The 15834-nt window shown below is 61.2% G+C and carries 18 protein-coding genes and 1 pseudogene; 12 read left to right on the top strand and 7 right to left on the bottom strand.

Annotation, left to right across the window (positions count from 1 at the left end):
- Positions 1–171: 171 nt before the first annotated feature.
- A complete protein-coding gene (ald, locus tag HGP13_RS22235) occupies positions 172–1287 on the bottom strand; it encodes an alanine dehydrogenase (protein ID WP_027045017.1) in 1116 nt (371 codons plus the stop codon).
- A 157-nt stretch (positions 1288–1444) separates the two neighbouring features.
- Between ald and HGP13_RS22230 the strand changes: the two genes are divergently transcribed.
- Positions 1445–1918 (top strand): Lrp/AsnC family transcriptional regulator, encoded by a 474-nt coding sequence (locus HGP13_RS22230; RefSeq protein ID WP_013531467.1) that lies wholly within the window; start codon positions 1445–1447, stop codon positions 1916–1918.
- On the opposite strand, the gene HGP13_RS22225 is transcribed toward HGP13_RS22230, so the two are convergent.
- Positions 1915–2328 carry a hypothetical protein gene (locus HGP13_RS22225; RefSeq protein ID WP_172229090.1) on the bottom strand — a complete coding sequence of 138 codons (414 nt, stop codon included), beginning with the start codon at positions 2326–2328 and terminating at the stop codon, positions 1915–1917. The genes HGP13_RS22230 and HGP13_RS22225 overlap by 4 nt on opposite strands.
- 194 nt (positions 2329–2522) lie before the next feature.
- Positions 2523–3170, bottom strand: coding sequence for a 5-formyltetrahydrofolate cyclo-ligase (locus tag HGP13_RS22220; RefSeq protein ID WP_172229088.1), 648 nt, complete (start codon positions 3168–3170; stop codon positions 2523–2525).
- 165 nt (positions 3171–3335) lie between these two features.
- On the opposite strand from HGP13_RS22220, the gene HGP13_RS22215 reads away from it, so the two are divergent.
- Together HGP13_RS22215 and HGP13_RS22210 are read left to right on the top strand one after the other, a co-directional pair.
- The gene (locus HGP13_RS22215) at positions 3336–4601 is read left to right on the top strand and encodes an NAD(P)/FAD-dependent oxidoreductase (RefSeq protein WP_172229086.1); all 1266 of its coding nucleotides are present in this window, start codon (positions 3336–3338) and stop codon (positions 4599–4601) included.
- 148 nt (positions 4602–4749) lie between these two features.
- Positions 4750–6729 (top strand): bifunctional 2',3'-cyclic-nucleotide 2'-phosphodiesterase/3'-nucleotidase, encoded by a 1980-nt coding sequence (locus HGP13_RS22210; protein ID WP_172229084.1) that lies wholly within the window; start codon positions 4750–4752, stop codon positions 6727–6729.
- A gap of 161 nt (positions 6730–6890) precedes the next feature.
- Here HGP13_RS22210 and HGP13_RS22205 read toward each other — a convergent pair whose 3' ends face one another.
- Together HGP13_RS22205 and HGP13_RS38785 are read right to left on the bottom strand one after the other, a co-directional pair.
- The gene (locus HGP13_RS22205; protein WP_172229082.1) at positions 6891–8147 is read right to left on the bottom strand and encodes a cyclopropane-fatty-acyl-phospholipid synthase family protein; all 1257 of its coding nucleotides are present in this window, start codon (positions 8145–8147) and stop codon (positions 6891–6893) included.
- A gap of 99 nt (positions 8148–8246) precedes the next feature.
- A pseudogene (locus HGP13_RS38785) lies at positions 8247–8387 on the bottom strand (DUF1365 family protein); the annotation flags it as partial.
- A 91-nt stretch (positions 8388–8478) separates the two neighbouring features.
- Between HGP13_RS38785 and HGP13_RS38600 the strand changes: the two are divergent.
- The 4 genes from HGP13_RS38600 to kdsA all read left to right on the top strand — a co-directional run bounded on the left by HGP13_RS38600 (position 8479) and on the right by kdsA (position 10935).
- Positions 8479–8613, top strand: a complete 135-nt coding sequence (locus HGP13_RS38600) for a hypothetical protein (protein WP_281410973.1) — start codon at positions 8479–8481, stop codon at positions 8611–8613.
- A 168-nt stretch (positions 8614–8781) separates the two neighbouring features.
- Positions 8782–9072, top strand: coding sequence for a Dabb family protein (locus tag HGP13_RS22200; protein WP_172229080.1), 291 nt, complete (start codon positions 8782–8784; stop codon positions 9070–9072).
- 136 nt (positions 9073–9208) lie between these two features.
- The gene (locus tag HGP13_RS22195) at positions 9209–10093 is read left to right on the top strand and encodes a VOC family protein (RefSeq protein WP_172229078.1); all 885 of its coding nucleotides are present in this window, start codon (positions 9209–9211) and stop codon (positions 10091–10093) included.
- On the top strand, positions 10090–10935 hold the full coding sequence (gene kdsA / locus HGP13_RS22190) for a 3-deoxy-8-phosphooctulonate synthase (RefSeq protein ID WP_172229076.1): 846 nt from the start codon (positions 10090–10092) through the stop codon (positions 10933–10935). The genes HGP13_RS22195 and kdsA overlap by 4 nt, the downstream gene beginning before the upstream one ends.
- Positions 10936–10967: 32 nt before the next feature.
- Here the strand turns inward: kdsA and HGP13_RS22185 are convergent, their stop codons facing one another.
- Positions 10968–11657, bottom strand: a complete 690-nt coding sequence (locus HGP13_RS22185; RefSeq protein WP_172229074.1) for a hypothetical protein — start codon at positions 11655–11657, stop codon at positions 10968–10970.
- Between the two features lie 144 nt (positions 11658–11801).
- Here HGP13_RS22185 and HGP13_RS22180 point away from each other — a divergent pair, with 144 nt between their 5' ends.
- Both HGP13_RS22180 and HGP13_RS22175 read left to right on the top strand, forming a co-directional pair.
- Positions 11802–12005, top strand: a complete 204-nt coding sequence (locus tag HGP13_RS22180; RefSeq protein WP_027045027.1) for a dodecin family protein — start codon at positions 11802–11804, stop codon at positions 12003–12005.
- An 83-nt stretch (positions 12006–12088) separates the two neighbouring features.
- Positions 12089–12454, top strand: coding sequence for a PRC-barrel domain-containing protein (locus HGP13_RS22175; protein ID WP_172229072.1), 366 nt, complete (start codon positions 12089–12091; stop codon positions 12452–12454).
- A 61-nt stretch (positions 12455–12515) separates the two neighbouring features.
- Here HGP13_RS22175 and HGP13_RS38595 read toward each other — a convergent pair whose 3' ends face one another.
- Positions 12516–12641 (bottom strand): hypothetical protein, encoded by a 126-nt coding sequence (locus tag HGP13_RS38595; protein WP_281410972.1) that lies wholly within the window; start codon positions 12639–12641, stop codon positions 12516–12518.
- Between the two features lie 197 nt (positions 12642–12838).
- Here HGP13_RS38595 and eno point away from each other — a divergent pair, with 197 nt between their 5' ends.
- The 3 genes from eno (at position 12839) to pdhA (ending at position 15824) form a co-directional block, all read left to right on the top strand.
- Positions 12839–14113 carry a phosphopyruvate hydratase gene (eno, locus tag HGP13_RS22170; RefSeq protein ID WP_172229070.1) on the top strand — a complete coding sequence of 425 codons (1275 nt, stop codon included), beginning with the start codon at positions 12839–12841 and terminating at the stop codon, positions 14111–14113.
- 157 nt (positions 14114–14270) lie between these two features.
- Complete coding sequence (locus HGP13_RS22165) at positions 14271–14594, top strand: septum formation initiator family protein (RefSeq protein ID WP_172229068.1); 324 nt, start codon at positions 14271–14273, stop codon at positions 14592–14594.
- A 192-nt stretch (positions 14595–14786) separates the two neighbouring features.
- Positions 14787–15824 (top strand): pyruvate dehydrogenase (acetyl-transferring) E1 component subunit alpha, encoded by a 1038-nt coding sequence (gene pdhA, locus HGP13_RS22160; RefSeq protein WP_172229066.1) that lies wholly within the window; start codon positions 14787–14789, stop codon positions 15822–15824.
- Positions 15825–15834: the final 10 nt, after the last annotated feature.

Below are 15834 nucleotides of genomic sequence, written 5' to 3'. Positions count from 1 at the left end.
GGAGTCGGACAGATTAGGAATGATAAATATGCAACAGTGTTAGGCAAACCAACACCTGCAACAGGCACTGATTTGCCCGATGGGCAGGCTTGACGCCGCAGATTGCCCAATAAAAAGCCCGCCGGAGCGAACCGGCGGGCAACAAAAGCAAGGTGACTATTTCTGGGTGTATTAAGCGGCCAGAACAGCTTTCGGCTCGACCAGCTCGTAGCCGAGTGCTTCGGCGACCGCCCGGTTGGTGATCTTGCCCTTATGGACATTGAGACCGTTGCGCAAATGATGGTCGTCGACCAGCGCCTTCAGGCCCTTGTCGGCGAGCTGCAGGCCGTAGTGGAGCGTTGCGTTGTTGAGGGCATGGGCCGAGGTGACCGGCACGGCGCCTGGCATGTTGGCGACGCAATAGTGGATGACGCCGTCGACTTCGTAGGTTGGCTCGGCGTGAGTCGTCGCATGCGAGGTCTCGAAGCAACCGCCCTGGTCGATGGCGACGTCGACCAGCACCGAGCCCTTCTTCATGCCGGAGAGCATTTCGCGGGTGACGAGCTTAGGTGCTGCGGCTCCCGGGATCAGCACCGCGCCGACGACGATGTCGGCCGAGAAGCATTCTTCCTCGAGCGCCTCGACGGTCGAGTAGCGGGTGTGGACGCGGCCGGCGAACAGGTCGTCGAGCTGGCGCAGACGCGGGATCGAGCGGTCGATGATGGTGACGTCGGCGCCGAGACCGGCGGCCATGCGAGCCGCATGCAGGCCGACGACACCGCCGCCGAGCACGGTGACCTTGCCGGGCAGCACGCCGGGCACGCCGCCCAGCAGCACGCCACGGCCGCCATTGGCCTTCTGCAGCGCCGTGGCGCCGGCCTGGATCGACAGGCGGCCGGCGACTTCCGACATCGGCGCGAGCAGCGGCAGGCCGCCACGGTCGTCGGTTACGGTCTCGTAGGCGATCGCGGTCACGCCCGAAGCGAGCAGGCCCTTGGTCTGCTCCGGATCCGGAGCCAGGTGAAGATAGGTGTACAGGATCTGGCCGTCACGCAGCTGCACCCACTCATTGGGCTGCGGCTCCTTGACCTTGACGATCATGTCCGACTTGGCGAACACGTCGGCGGCGGTCTTGGCGATGGTAGCGCCGGCGGCGCGATAGGCGTTGTCATCGGCGCCGATGCCGGCGCCGGCGCCGGTCTCGACCAGCACTTCGTGGCCGTGCGCGACGTATTCGCGGACCGCGCCTGGCGTGAGGCCGACACGATATTCGTGGTTCTTGATTTCCTTGGGGCAACCGACGCGCATTTTCTTCTCCTGATCCGGACCCTTTTGGGCTCACTCCCTGTATTGGTGAAGTGAACCATGAATCGGGTCGCAAGTGTTTGCGAATGCGCTTGCACGGACGGGCAGGTTTGGATAATCGTTGCGCGAAATAGCAGGATATTCGCAGGATTCACGAAAAATGCCGCTCGACAGGATCGATATCGCCATTCTCGAGGCTTTGCAGAAGGATGGCAGGATACCCAATGCGGCGCTCGCCGAGAAGGTTGGCCTGTCGCAGTCGGCCTGTTCGCGCCGGCTTGATAATCTGGAAAAATCCGGAACCATTCGCGGCTACCACGCCCGGCTTTCCAATGCGGCGCTCGGTCACCAGATGACGGCGATCGTGCACATATCGCTGTCGGGCCAGTTCGAGAAGACGCTGTCGGATTTCGAGGCGGCGATCAAGCGCTGCCCCAACGTGCTGTCCTGCCACTTGATGTCGGGCGAATACGACTACATCCTGCGCATCGCGGCAAAAGACCTGGTCGACTATGAGCGCATCCACAAGGAATGGCTGTCCGCGATGCCGCACGTGACAAAGATCAACTCGTCATTCGCCTTGCGTGAGATCGTTGATCGGACGGCCATGGGCATGAAGCCGGAAATGGCTTAACGCCAAAGGCAGACCCGGACGTCCTTGCCAACATAGCATGCGCCTTCGCGGCGAAGTGCTTCCCAACGTTCGTCACCGTGCGTTTCGTCAATTTCGGAGTTGCTATAGCCGGCCCAAACGTCACCGTCCTTGTAGATGACTGCCCAGTAATCCTTGGACATTTCACCAGCCCCGCTATGCGTATCAGGATAGTCAATACCTGCAAAAACTTGCCGGGGCCCCTGGATATTAAAATCGCCGCCCGCCTCGATTTGATAGGAACATTTTCCGGATATGCGGGTCTGACCGTCAACAACGAGCAGGCAACGGCCCCATTTGTAATCGCTCGGCAAACGATGCCGTGGTTGTGCGTGCGCAGGCGACAAGGAAAACGCGATGGCAAGGGCAGCCGCTATAGTTCGTCCGATCATCTTGTCCTCCGTTGCGAACCAGACAATCCAAGAGCGACCGAACTGTTGGATCCGCCCAGAGCGCATGTCAAAACGGTCCTCCGCAGCATGGTCCCCTTCGAGGGCAGATTATTTATCGACCAAGTCGGATTTTTGTCACGTGACATCTGCGCTGCTGCGCGCGGAAGTATGGATAATTTTCCGGACACAGGCTCTCAGGCTTCGGTGACGACCCGATCCATCGCAATGTCGTGCGGCTGCGGATAGATCGTGGCGATGCGCTGCAGTTCGTAGCCGACGCCGATGACCAGCGGCTTGAACGGCATTGCGGCCAGCGTGCGGTCGAAGAAGCCGCCGCCATAGCCTAGGCGATAGTTTGCCGGATCAATGCCGACGATCGGCGAGATGACGATGTCGGGCAGCACCGGATCGCCCTCGGCCGGGATCGGGATGTTCCAGATGCCTTTTTCCAACCGGTCGCCGGATTTGTAGGCACGGAAGATCAGCGGTTGCCCTTTCTCGACGACGATGGGCAGCGCCGTGCGGCCGCCGCGCTCATTGACGGATGCCATCCATGGCCGCAAATCCGGCTCACCGCGAAACGGCCAGTAGAGGCTCACCATGCGGCCGCTGATCTCGCCGATGATCGCGTCGAGCCCTTCGGTAATACGCTGGGACATTGCCGTTCTCGCGTCGGCCGAAACAGCGAGGCGAGCCGCGATCAGGCGTTCGCGCTCGGCCTTGCGCCAGCGCCGGACATCGGTCCAGTCGGAGAGCGCCCGGAATTCCGGATTGAGTTCGTGCATGAAGCAGGGCGGCGAGGCATACTGTCCCGGACCCTGGTCGTCATGATCTTTGGCCATGCTTTACCTCGTAAGCGTGTTTGACGACGCTATACCTCGCGTCACGATACGTCTTGTGCGTTCACGACATGGGACGGCGAGCCCCGGGCACTGTCCTTCTGTTGCTGCATTGCACAAAAAATACCTACATCTACGGTTGGCAATATTACCGGCAGGGTGAATGAGATGAACGAAGCCAGCCATCATGTCGTCGTTGTCGGCGCGGGGTTCGGCGGCCTCGAACTCACCCGCGGGCTGTCGGGCGCTCCGGTGCGCATCACCATGATCGACAAGCGCAACCATCATCTTTTCCAGCCGCTGCTCTACCAGGTGGCGACGACGGCGCTGGCGACCTCCGAGGTTGCCTGGCCGATCCGCCATCTTCTGCGCAAGCGCAAGGATGTGACGACGCTGCTGGCCAACGTCACCGGCGTCGACCGTGCCGGCAAACGCGTGTTGCTCGATGACGGCACCGCCGTCACCTACGACACGCTGGTGCTCGCCACCGGCGCCCGCCATGCCTATTTCGGCCACGATGAATGGGAGCCTTTCGCGCCAGGCTTGAAGACGCTTGAGGACGCCACCACCATCCGGCGGCGCATTCTCCTGGCCTTCGAGCAGGCCGAGCGGGAAACCGATCCCGCCAAGCGCCAGGCGCTGCTGACCATTGCGATCGTCGGCGGCGGGCCGACCGGCGTGGAACTGGCCGGCACCATCGTCGAGCTGGCGCACGACACGCTGCGCGGCGAGTTCCGCAACATCGACACGCGGCAAACGCGCGTGGTGTTGATTGAGGCCGGCGACCGCATCCTTGCCAATTTCGCGCCAAAACTTTCCGATTACGCCAGCAAGGCGCTCGAGCGGCTCGGCGTGACGGTCGAACTCGGCCGGGCCGTTACGCGCTGTGACGCCGAAGGTGTTGTGTTTGGCGACAAGCAGTTGGAGGCGAGAACGATCCTGTGGGCAGCCGGTGTTGCCGCTTCGCCCGCCGCCGAATGGCTGGGGGCGAAGGCGGACCGCGCGGGCAGGGTGCTCGTCGAGCCCGACCTCAGCGTGCCCGGCAGCCCCGAGATTTTTGTCATCGGCGACGACGCCCTTGTGTTGCGGCCCGATGGACGGCCGGTACCCGGCGTCGCGCCTTCCGCCAAGCAGGAGGGCCGCCATGTGGCGGCGACCATCAGGGCCAGGCTCGGCGGTGATAGCACCACGCGGCCATTTCACTACAAACATGCCGGCGATCTGGCGACGATCGGCAAACGCGCCGCCGCGATCGATCTCGGCTGGATGAAGCTTACGGGTTGGCTCGCCTGGTGGCTGTGGGGCATCGCGCACATCTATTTTCTGATCGGCTTCCGCAACCGGCTTGCGGTTTCCTTGAGCTGGCTATGGATCTACGTCACAGGTCAGCGCAGCGCCCGGCTGATCACCCAGGGCGACGACGACAAGACCTGACTTTTCTTCACTGTCGCCTTCATCCGCGCGTCATATGGCGCTGATCGACTGGCGCTCCGATGCGCGCGACTTCTTGAGTGGACTTGAGCCGGTTTCGGCGCCAAGTTCGCTGCGGGGCAGGGCGTCAGGTAGTCGAAGAGGAGAAAACATGTCGCAACTGCTCCACCCAGTCTCCCGCCGCGGTTTTCTCGCGGGTGCCGCAGCCACAGGGGCGCTGATCGTGCTTCATCCCTTCTCCGCCCGTGCGCAGGCCAACCAGGCGCATCTTCGCATCATGGAAACCACCGATATCCATGTGAATGTGCTGCCTTATGATTATTACGCCGACAAAGCCAACGACACGATGGGCCTGTCGCGCACGGCGTCCCTGATCGATGCGGTGCGCAAGGAAGCCGTCAATTCGATGCTGATCGACAATGGCGACCTGCTGCAGGGCAACCCGATGGGCGACTACATCGCCTACGAGAAGGGCCTGAAGGACGGCGATCTGCATCCGATCATGAAAGGCATGAACCTGCTCGGCTACGAGTGCTCGACGCTCGGCAACCATGAGTTCAACTACGGCCTGTCCTTCCTGGACAAGGTGCTGGCCGGCGCCGATTTTCCGTTCGTCTGCGCCAATCTGATCCGCGGCACCGCGCTTGCCGCCAACCCGCGCGACGACAAGCTCTATCTCAAGCCCTATGTGATCCTCGACAGGAAGATCAAGGACGGTTCGGGCGCCGAGCAGCCGATCAGGATCGGCATTATCGGTTTCGTCCCGCCGCAGATCATGGTCTGGGACCTCAAGAATCTCGAAGGCAACGTCAAGACGCGCGACATCGTCGAGGCGGCCAAGGCCTGGGTGCCGCAGATGAAGGAAGAGGGCGCCGACATCGTCATCGCGCTCTCCCATTCCGGCATCGATGTGAATGACGGTGACATGATGGAGAACGCTTCGTTCTTCGTCGCCGGCGTCGATGGCATCGATGCCGTGTTCGCCGGCCACCAGCATCTGGTGTTCCCCGGCAAGAAGGATTTCCAGTCGCTCGAAGGCGTCGATACGCAAAAAGGCACGCTGCAGGGCAAGCCCGCCGTCATGGGCGGCTTCTGGGGCTCGCATATGGGTCTGATAGACCTGATGCTGGAGCGTGACGGATCGAAATGGAAGGTCGTTTCCGCAACCTCCGAGGCGCGGCCGATCTTCGAGCGCGTCGACAACAAGAACAAGCCGACTGTTCCCGACGACAAGCGCATCATCGCCGCTCTCGAACAGGACCACCAGGCAACCCTGGCCTATGTGCGCCGTCCTGTCGGCAAGACTTCGGCGCCGCTCTATTCCTATTTCTCGCTGGTCGCCGACGATCCGTCGGTGCAGGTCGTCAGCCAGGCGCAGACCTGGTACTTGAAGGACATCCTCAAGAGCACGCAGTGGAAGGATGTGCCGCTGCTGTCGGCCGCGGCTCCCTTCAAGGCCGGTGGGCGCAACGGCGCCGACTACTACACCGACGTGCCGGCCGGCGACATCGCCATCAAGAACGTCGCCGACCTCTATCTTTACCCGAACACCGTGCGCGCTGTCGAAATCACCGGTGCGCAAGTCAAGGAATGGCTGGAAATGTCGGCCGGCATCTTCAACAGGATCGAGGTGGGGAAGGCCGACCAGGCGCTCATCAACACCGATTTCCCGTCCTACAATTTCGACGTCATCGACGGCGTCACCTACAAGATAGACCTGTCGCAGCCGCCGAAATACGATGCCAAGGGCGGCGTGGCGAATGCCGGCGCCAATCGTATCGTCGACTTGATGTTCGGCGGAAAGCCAATTGATCCCAATCAGAAATTCGTCGTTGCGACCAACAATTACCGGGCCGGCGGTGGCGGCAATTTCCCTGACATCAATGCCTCCAAGATCATCTACGAGGCGCCGGACACCAACCGCGACGTCATCGTTCGCTACATCGTCAGCCAGGGCACGATCAATCCGTCGGCCGACGACAACTGGTCGTTCGCCCCACTGCCAGGCACCAGCGTCGTGTTCGAGACAGGCGTCAGGGCAAAGGACTTCATTGCCGACGTGAAGTCGCTGAAGATCGAACCGGCGGGCGAGGGCGAAGCGGGGTTTGCTAGATATCGCATCCTGCTCTGATCCGGCCGTTGAGTATCGCGGCTTCAGTTGGTTGCAGGCATCACATTGGCATCAGGAAGTCGCGATCGAAAAGGGCCAGGCACGCCAACCGGCAATCGACCCGGTCGTCATCTCCAGCAGTGCTGACTTCCGATGGTAACGCGATCGAAGAGTGTGCCGACTTACGCCTTGTAGACCACCTGGCGCACATCGATGTAGCTGGCGCGGAAGCCGGCTTCGCAATAGTGCAGGTAAAACTCCCAGAGCTTCTTGAAGCGATCGTCGAAGCCGAGCGGCACGATCTTGTCCCACGATACCCAGAAGCGCTGCCGCCATTCGGCGAGCGTACGCGCATAGTCGTCGGGAAACACGCGCTCGCGTAGATGGGCAAGGCCGTGATCCTTGCCGAGCGCCTTCAGGATCGACGGTGTCGGCAGCATGCCGCCCGGAAAGACGTAGCGCTGGATGAAATCCGGCCTGGCGCGATAGGTGTCGTAGGCGGCCTCGTTGATGGTGATGATCTGCAGGCCTGCGGTGCCGCCGGGCCGCAGGCAGGCCTTCATCTTGCCGAAGAACACCGGCCAGTATTTCTCGCCGACCGCCTCGAACATCTCGATCGAAGCGATGCGATCGTAAGTCCCTGTTTCGTCGCGGTAATCCTGCAGCTTGATATCGACCTTGTCGGCAAGTCCGGCCTTGGCGATGCGTGCCTTGGCGAAATCGTGCTGTTCGCGGCTGATCGTCAGTCCCGTGACGCGGCAGCCGATTTCGCGTGCCGCGAATTCGGCGAAGCCGCCCCAACCGCAGCCGATTTCCAGCACATGGTCCTTCCTACCGATACCCGTATCCCTGGCCAGCGCCCGATATTTGGCGGCCTGGGCGCTTTCCAGGTCATTGGCGCCATTGGCGTAGAGCGCCGAGGAATAGGTCATGCTCGGGTCGAGCCACTCCTTGTAGAAGGCGTTGCCGAGATCGTAATGCGCCGAGATATTGCGCTTGGAGCCGGTGCGTGTGTTCTCGTTGAACCAGTGGCGGATGCGCTGGACGGTGTTGATAAGCCAGCTGGCGCCCCCGGCGACCCGTTCGCCGATCGCCGAATTGACCACGAACAATTCCAAGAAGCTGGTGACATCAGGGCTTTCCCAATCGCCGTCCATATAGGATTCGGCAACGCCGATCGTGCCGCCGGAAAAGGCGCGGCCTGGCAGGCGCCAGTTCTTGAGCACCAGTTCGGCGTCCGGGCCGGGCCCCTTGCCGCCGACGAGAACGGCGCGACCATCCGGCATCCTGACCTTGAGCGTACCGCGCGGCAGGTTCATCGCCGCCGACAGCACCATGCGCGCCTTGGCCGGCAGGCCTTTGACGATCTCGGCGAAATTGAACTCGTCGAGCCTGACCGCTTCGCCAGGCGCTACGCTATGATGTTCCCCGTCTGCCATTTCATGCCCCTGGATTTCCGTGGTGCCGGCGCAAATTGCTGAACCACGGTTTGTTGGATCATCCGCCAGGTTCGAACACCCTTGCCTGGTCCCGCTGGCTCACGGGTTCGGCGACGGGTGGGTCGAACGAAAGCGCGCGCCCGTTAACCGGAGCTTCCGCGCTTCCCAGCAAATGCCGGTCACAATCTTCCACGTCATGAGGGGGAACTTCAAGAGGCAAGCCGTTAGCTGGGCTGTGCCACGTGGCGTTCGGCATTTTTCGTCGAGTCGCTGCTGCCCAAAATCAAAAAACGTCTATGGTCGCAGTCGCGCTTGTGCGATAGCTTTAGCTATGCGTTATGTAATCGTCATTGCGGCAATCGCGTTCTTCCTGATCTGGGACGGCCTCTACAATCAGGGCCGGTATCTCGACATATCGGTTAGGGAGCTCTCCCATGCTGTGCGCTACGTCACCGGCAAGGCATAATATCCCCTTCCAGAGATAGCAGTCCGGCGCTTCTGCGAGGTGTTGGTCGCTGCGAGATGAGGTCCGGCCCCATCCGGGCGCGTCGCAAGGACGCGTGGCGCCATCAACGGTTGACGCGCGAGGACCGCCGTCACTAAAGACCCCGACATTCAGATCGAGGAGGCGGGATTGATCCGGCATATCGTTTTCTTCAGCGCGCGGCGCAAGGAGGATGTGGAGGCAGTACGCACCGGGCTGTTGGCACTCGGCAACATTCCTCATTCCAGTCTCTTCGAGGTTACTTTGAACACCAAGGTCGACCCGCTGTCGGATGAAGTTGACGTCGTCGTCTATGCCGAGTTCACCGACGACGCGGCGCTGGCCGCCTACAAGGCACATCCGCTCTATGCGCAGACCACAGCCAAGGTCAAACCATTGCGCGAATTGCGCTATTCAGCCGATGTCGAGGCTGAAGGTTGATCGACGTCGAATCGTGACGTCGTGACAATGGCCAGGACGGAATTCGCAGCATCCCCAAGCGAGACAGGCGCCGCTGGCGCTGATGATCGCAATCACGTCTTGAACCGTGTTGCGGAATGATGCACATCGCGCCTCAATGACCCGAACAACAGCAGCCGGCATTCATCTGCTCGATCATCTGGTGCTGCCGACGCAGAACCTCGATGTGGCGCGAACCCGGCTCGCTTCGCTGGGCTTCGTCGTCGCCCCGACCGGCATCCATCCCTTTGGAACGGAAAACTGCTGCGTTTTCCTCGCCGACGGCACGTATCTGGAGCCGCTCGCGATCGGCAATGAACAGGCCGCGATCAAGGCGGCTGCCGAGGGCAATGTCTTCGTCGCGCGCGACCGCCTCTATCGCGACAGCCGTGGCGAGGAGGGATTTTCCGCGGTCGTTCTCGGTACTGACAATGCCGACGCCGATCATGCGCGCTATGTCACGGCCGGCCTGTCGGCGGGAGACACGCTGAGCTTTTCACGCGCTTTCATGGATACGTCGGGCAAGAGCGATGTGGCGTCATTCAAGCTCGCCTTTGCCGCGACCGGCGGAGCAACCGACGCGTTCCTGTTTGCCTGCCAGCAGATCAACGCGCCGAAAGTGGACCGTACGGCTTTGCAGACCCACGCCAATGGCGCCACGGGCATTGTGGAGGTGGTGGCGGTCAGCGACCAGCCCGCCGAACAGATTAGGCTGATCTCGGTGGCGGCGAACGATCCTGCCGCCGACGGCGGGGTGTTTCTCCTGCCGAATGCAAGTTTGAGCGTGCTTGATCCCAAATCCTTCACCGCCCGCTTTGGCATTCCGGCCGGGTCAGCGACGAAACTTCGCTTCGCGGCGATCGTCTTTGCCGTCCGAAGCATCGATGTCACATCGCGGCTGCTTGCAGCCAATTCAATCCACCACGATATAGCGGGCAATGACATTGTCGTGCAGCCGGCATCCGGACAGGGCGCGGCTTTCATCTTCCGGGAGATCCCATGAGCAAGCCCCAAGCCCCCAATTCGACGGTAATGGTCGGCAACGTCGTTTTCGACAACAACGCGGCTTTGGCGCTGATCGCCGGCCCGTGCCAGTTCGAATCGCGCCAGCACGCCTTCGACATGGCCGGCGCGCTGAAGGAACTGACCGGCAAGCTCGGCATCGGCCTCGTCTACAAGACAAGCTACGACAAGGCCAACCGCACCTCGCTGTCGGCAACACGCGGCGCCGGCATGGACGCCGCACTTCCGGTCTTCGACGAACTGCGCAAGGAATTTTCGCTTCCCATTCTGACTGACGTCCACACCGAGGAACAATGCGCGATCGTCGCGCCGCATGTCGATGTGCTGCAGATTCCGGCCTTCCTGTCGCGCCAGACCGATATGCTGGTGGCTGCGGCGAAAACGGGCAAGGTCATCAACGTGAAGAAGGGGCAGTTCCTTGCCCCCTGGGACATGAAGAACGTGGTCGCCAAGATCACCGGGTCCGGAAACGCAAATGTGCTCACCACCGAGCGCGGCGCATCCTTCGGCTACAACACGCTGGTGTCCGACATGCGCGCGCTGCCGATCATGGCGGAAATCGGCGCGCCTGTGATCTTCGACGCCACGCATTCGGTGCAGCAGCCGGGCGGACAGGGCGGTTCCTCCGGTGGCGAGCGCCGCTTTGTCGAGACGCTGGCACGCGCTGCCGTTGCCGTCGGCGTTGCCGGCGTGTTCATCGAGACCCATCAGGATCCGGACAATTCGACGTCTTCAGATGGCCCGAACATGCTGCCGCTGAAGGATATGCCGGCTCTGATCGAGAGGCTGATGGCATTCGATCGCATCGCCAAGGGCCGCTAAAGCGTCCTGAGGAATGTTCAATCGGCTGCATGTCAGTTGTTCTGGCCTGACCGCCTCATGTCGATCGCGAACACCGCGTAATAATCGACGCCCGGCATCGGCGCCGTGACTGTCAGGATCCAGCGCACATTGCCATGCTGGCGCTCGTAAACCGGCGGGCCGTTCGAGGGCAGGGCATCGGCCGGGATTGCAAAGGCGAAGGGAATGCCCGCGCTCGACTGCACGGAACCACGCGGCACGACGAGCTTTTCCTCGTATCTGAGCTCTTCCTTGTAGGTCGATTTGTCACCAGCGGTCGTATTCACGGCCGGTCCGCCGACGCGGTAGGTTCTGATACATCGCAATTTGACGACGTAGTCACCGCAAGGAGCCAGATCGCGGCTCGACCGCAGCCGGCCTTCGAAGCGTCCGCCAGGTCTTGCCGGACCCGCCTCCAGCGTCGTTGCGCCGAATTTGCGCACGCGCAACGTGTCACGGATCGCCTTCAGCAATGCGTAGAGCCCGATGACGGCAAACACAACCGGGACGAAGACCAGTGGATTGAATTCGCGGTCGTTGACGTTGAAGTTGAACGGCAGCTCGAAATACCAGGGGATCAGGACGGCGATCAGCACCATGGCGCCAGCAAAGAAGTAGCCGCTGGACGCATTCGCGGCATTGGCATCAACCACAGGTGCCGGCGGCTGCGCCGCTGCTGGCTGCTGACTGCGCCTTCGGGCCATTACCGCCTCACAAAACGACCGGACGGTCCCTCAATGCCACGCTGGACGGCGGCATGACAATGGCCCCGATGGGGCCGCGCTTGTGGAAGGCATAGACCGGTTGTACGCTTGGCCGGCAAATGAGCGTTTTGGCAGGAGGAAGCCATGTCCGTCGCCCGCGTCACCGAAATCACCTCGTCGTCGAAGAAGAGCTTTCAGGACGCCATCGAAAAGGGAATCGCCCGCGCTTCGAAAACACTGAAGAACGTCGAAGGCGCCTGGATCCAGGATCAGAAGATCGTCGTCGAGGATGGCAAGATCGCGGCCTACCGCGTCAACATGAAGGTCACTTTCATCCTCGCGGAGTGATTGGCCGCCGCCGAAAAAGTCGGGAACTTTCGCCCGCGCCCCTCATTGTCAAAGCAGAGTTCAACGACAACGAGGAGCAGATCATGACAACTCACACGGGTCACACCGAAGCCATTGCCGCTTCGCGCGTCATCGGCACATCGGTCTACAACACCGAAGGCAAGAGCATCGGCAGCATCGAGGACATCATGCTCGACAAGACGTCGAACGGCATCATGTTCGCGGTGATCGGCTTTGGCGGCTTTCTCGGCATCGGCGAGAAATACCATGCCGTTCCCTGGGCAAGTCTCGACTATGATGAGCGCAAGGGCGGTTATGTCGTGCCCTTCTCGAAGGATCAGCTGAAGGCAGCGCCCGCCTATTCGATCAACGAACTGGCCGGCGCCGATGGCGAGACCGCGCGCGATGCCTCGTATGAGTACTACAAGGTCACGCCTTACTGGCATTGACGCAACCTCAATCGAAAAGGGCCTCGTTTCGACGAGGCCCTTTTCGCGTCAATGCCAACGTCTATTGGCTGGTGCTCAACGCCGGCAAAGGCGCGAAAGCCTTCGGTGGCGATTGTTGGGTGTCGCACGACGTCAGAAACGCCGCCGCGATCAGGAACAAACTCACGATACCGCTCAACTCGGACATGGCGAAACTCCTCCTGTTTCGCCCCGCGCATTGCAACCATAGCTCGAAATGCGCGTCTGACGGCATGACTTATGATGACAGAAATTTGCGCTTCGTGAATCGGGCTGGTGGCACTATTCGGCCATGCCGGATTGCCTTTTGCGTCGCTTTGGCTAAGACGGGCGCGACCTTTCGTCAGATCAATCGGGGACATCGCAATGACCGCCATCATCGACATTGTCGGACGTGAAATCCTGGACAGCCGTGGAAACCCGACCGTCGAGGTCGATGTTGTACTCGAAGACGGCTCGTTGGGCCGCGCCGCGGTGCCGTCGGGCGCCTCGACCGGCGCTCACGAAGCCGTCGAGCTTCGCGACGGCGGGGCCCGCTATCTCGGCAAGGGCGTGCTGAAGGCCGTAGAGGCGGTCAATGGCGAGCTGTTCGAGGCAATCGGCGGCATGGAGGCCGAAAACCAGATCCATATCGATCAGACGATGATCGAACTCGACGGCACGCCCAACAAGAGCCGGCTCGGCGCCAATGCCATTCTCGGCGTTTCGCTGGCGGTGGCCAAGGCCGCTGCCGACGCCGCCGGCCTGCCGCTCTATCGCTATGTCGGCGGCACCAAGGCGCATGTCCTGCCGGTGCCGATGATGAACATCATCAATGGCGGCGCTCATGCCGACAATCCGATCGACTTCCAGGAATTCATGATCCTGCCGGTTGGCGCGCCGACGCTGCGCGAAGCCGTGCGCTGGGGTTCGGAAATCTTCCATACGCTGCGCAAGAAGCTGAAGGATGCCGGCCACAACACCAATGTCGGCGACGAAGGCGGCTTTGCCCCGAACCTGAAGAGCGCACCGGTGGCGCTCGATTTCATCATGGAATCAATCGAAAAGGCCGGCTTCAAGCCGGGCGAGGAGATTGCGCTCGGCCTCGATTGCGCCGCGACCGAATTCTTCAAGGACGGCAACTACGTCTATGAAGGCGAGAAGAAGACGCGCGATCCCAAGGCCCAGGCCAAGTACCTCGCCAAGCTCGCGGCCGATTACCCGATCATCTCGATCGAGGACGGCCTTGCCGAGGACGACTGGGAAGGCTGGAAGTATCTCACCGACCTGATCGGCAAGAAGACCCAGCTGGTCGGCGACGACCTCTTCGTTACCAACACGGCGCGCCTGCGCGACGGCATCCGCATGGGCGTTGCCAATTCGATCCTGGTCAAGGTCAACCAGATCGGGTCGCTGACGGAAACGCTCGATGCCGTCGAGACCGCGCACAAGGCCGGCTACACCGCCGTCATGTCGCACCGCTCCGGCGAAACCGAGGATTCGACCATCGCCGATCTCGCCGTCGCCACCAATTGCGGGCAGATCAAGACCGGTTCGCTGTCGCGCTCGGACCGCATGGCCAAGTACAACCAGCTGATCCGCATCGAGGAAGAACTCGGCAAGCAGGCGCGTTACGCCGGCAAGTCGGTGATCAAGGGCTGATCCGAAATACCAAACTCGGATTGCGCGAAGGGCGGGAGCATTCCCGCCCTTTTTCATTTCGCTGATCGCCGGGCCGGTCTCCGTAACCGTCCGTTAAGCACAATCGGGTGAAAAAGGTTCCGGGTCGCTTGAGTTCGCGGCCATGGGGAATCGGGTCATGTGGACGCGTCAACACAAGCAGAGAAATACTGGCCGGTTGATCATCCCTTCGCTTTGCGTCCTGTTCCTGGCCTATTTCGGCTTCCATGCCTATCACGGCGAATTCGGCATCAATTCGAAATATCAGCTGGAAGCGCAGACGGTTGCGTTGCAGGCCCAGCTCGATGCCGTCAAGGCACGCCGGATGGAGCTTGAACGGCGCGTTCGGCTCATGCACGATGGCACGCTGGAGAAGGACATGCTCGACGAGCAGGCGCGCAAGGCGCTCAATCTGTCCCAGGCTGATGAAATCACCATCATGCTGCCGGCATCTACAAAGTAACCGGATTTCAGTTAATCGACAATATTTTCAATGATTTTAATTGCTTAGGCGCATGCCAGCTATGCAAATTCGTCATGGCGCAACGCTCTGACGCGTGTTAGCTTTGCATAAATCGGTGGGGAGAGCTGATCTTCCCAGGGCAGATTTCATCCTGCCCTAATGTCCGCAAAGAGACGCAACAGGGAGTGATGCATGGCCACCGCAGCCAGAAAAGCGCCTGCCAAATCGAAATCCGACGGCAAATCAGGGCTTTCCGCGCCCAAGCCTGCTGAATTCACCAAGGACGAAGAGCTTGCCGCCTACCGGCATATGCTGCTCATCCGCCGCTTCGAGGAAAAGGCCGGCCAGCTCTACGGCATGGGCTTCATCGGCGGCTTCTGCCATCTCTATATCGGCCAGGAAGCAGTCGTCACCGGCATGAAGATGGCGCTGATCGACGGCGACCAGATGATCACCGCCTATCGCGACCACGGCCACATGCTGGCCATGGAGCTTTCGCCACGTGGCGTCATGGCCGAGCTGACCGGACGCCGTGGCGGCCTGTCGCGGGGCAAGGGCGGCTCCATGCACATGTTCTCCAAGGAGAAGCATTTTTACGGTGGTCACGGCATTGTCGGCGCGCAGGTGTCGCTCGGCACGGGCTTGGCCTTCGCCAACCGCTACCGCGACAACAACAATGTCTCGCTGACCTATTTCGGCGATGGCGCGGCCAATCAGGGCCAGGTCTATGAAAGCTTCAACATGGCCTCGCTGTGGAAGCTGCCGGTGATCTACATCATCGAGAACAACCGCTACGCCATGGGCACCTCGGTGTCGCGCTCGTCGGCGGAAACCAATTTTTCGCATCGCGGCGCCTCGTTCAAGATTCCGGGCATCCAGGTCGACGGCATGGATGTGCGCGCCGTCAAGGCGGCCGGCGATCTGGCCACCGAGTGGTGCCGTGGCGGCAACGGGCCGATCATTCTTGAAATGCAGACCTATCGCTATCGCGGTCACTCCATGTCCGACCCGGCGAAATACCGCTCCAAGGAAGAAGTCCAGAAGATGCGCTCCGACCATGACCCGATTGAGCAGGTCAAGGCGCGGCTGATCGAGAAGAAGTGGGCGACCGAGGACGAGCTGAAGACCATCGACAAGGAGGTTCGCGACATCGTCGCCGACGCCGCCGAGTTTGCCCAGAACGATGCAGAGCCGGATCCGTCCGAGCTCTGGACCGATATCGTACTGTAAGGGAGGGCCA

The organism is Mesorhizobium sp. NZP2077 (genome assembly GCF_013170805.1).
Lineage (GTDB): Bacteria > Pseudomonadota > Alphaproteobacteria > Rhizobiales > Rhizobiaceae > Mesorhizobium.
This window is presented reverse-complemented; position numbering and strand designations above follow the sequence as displayed.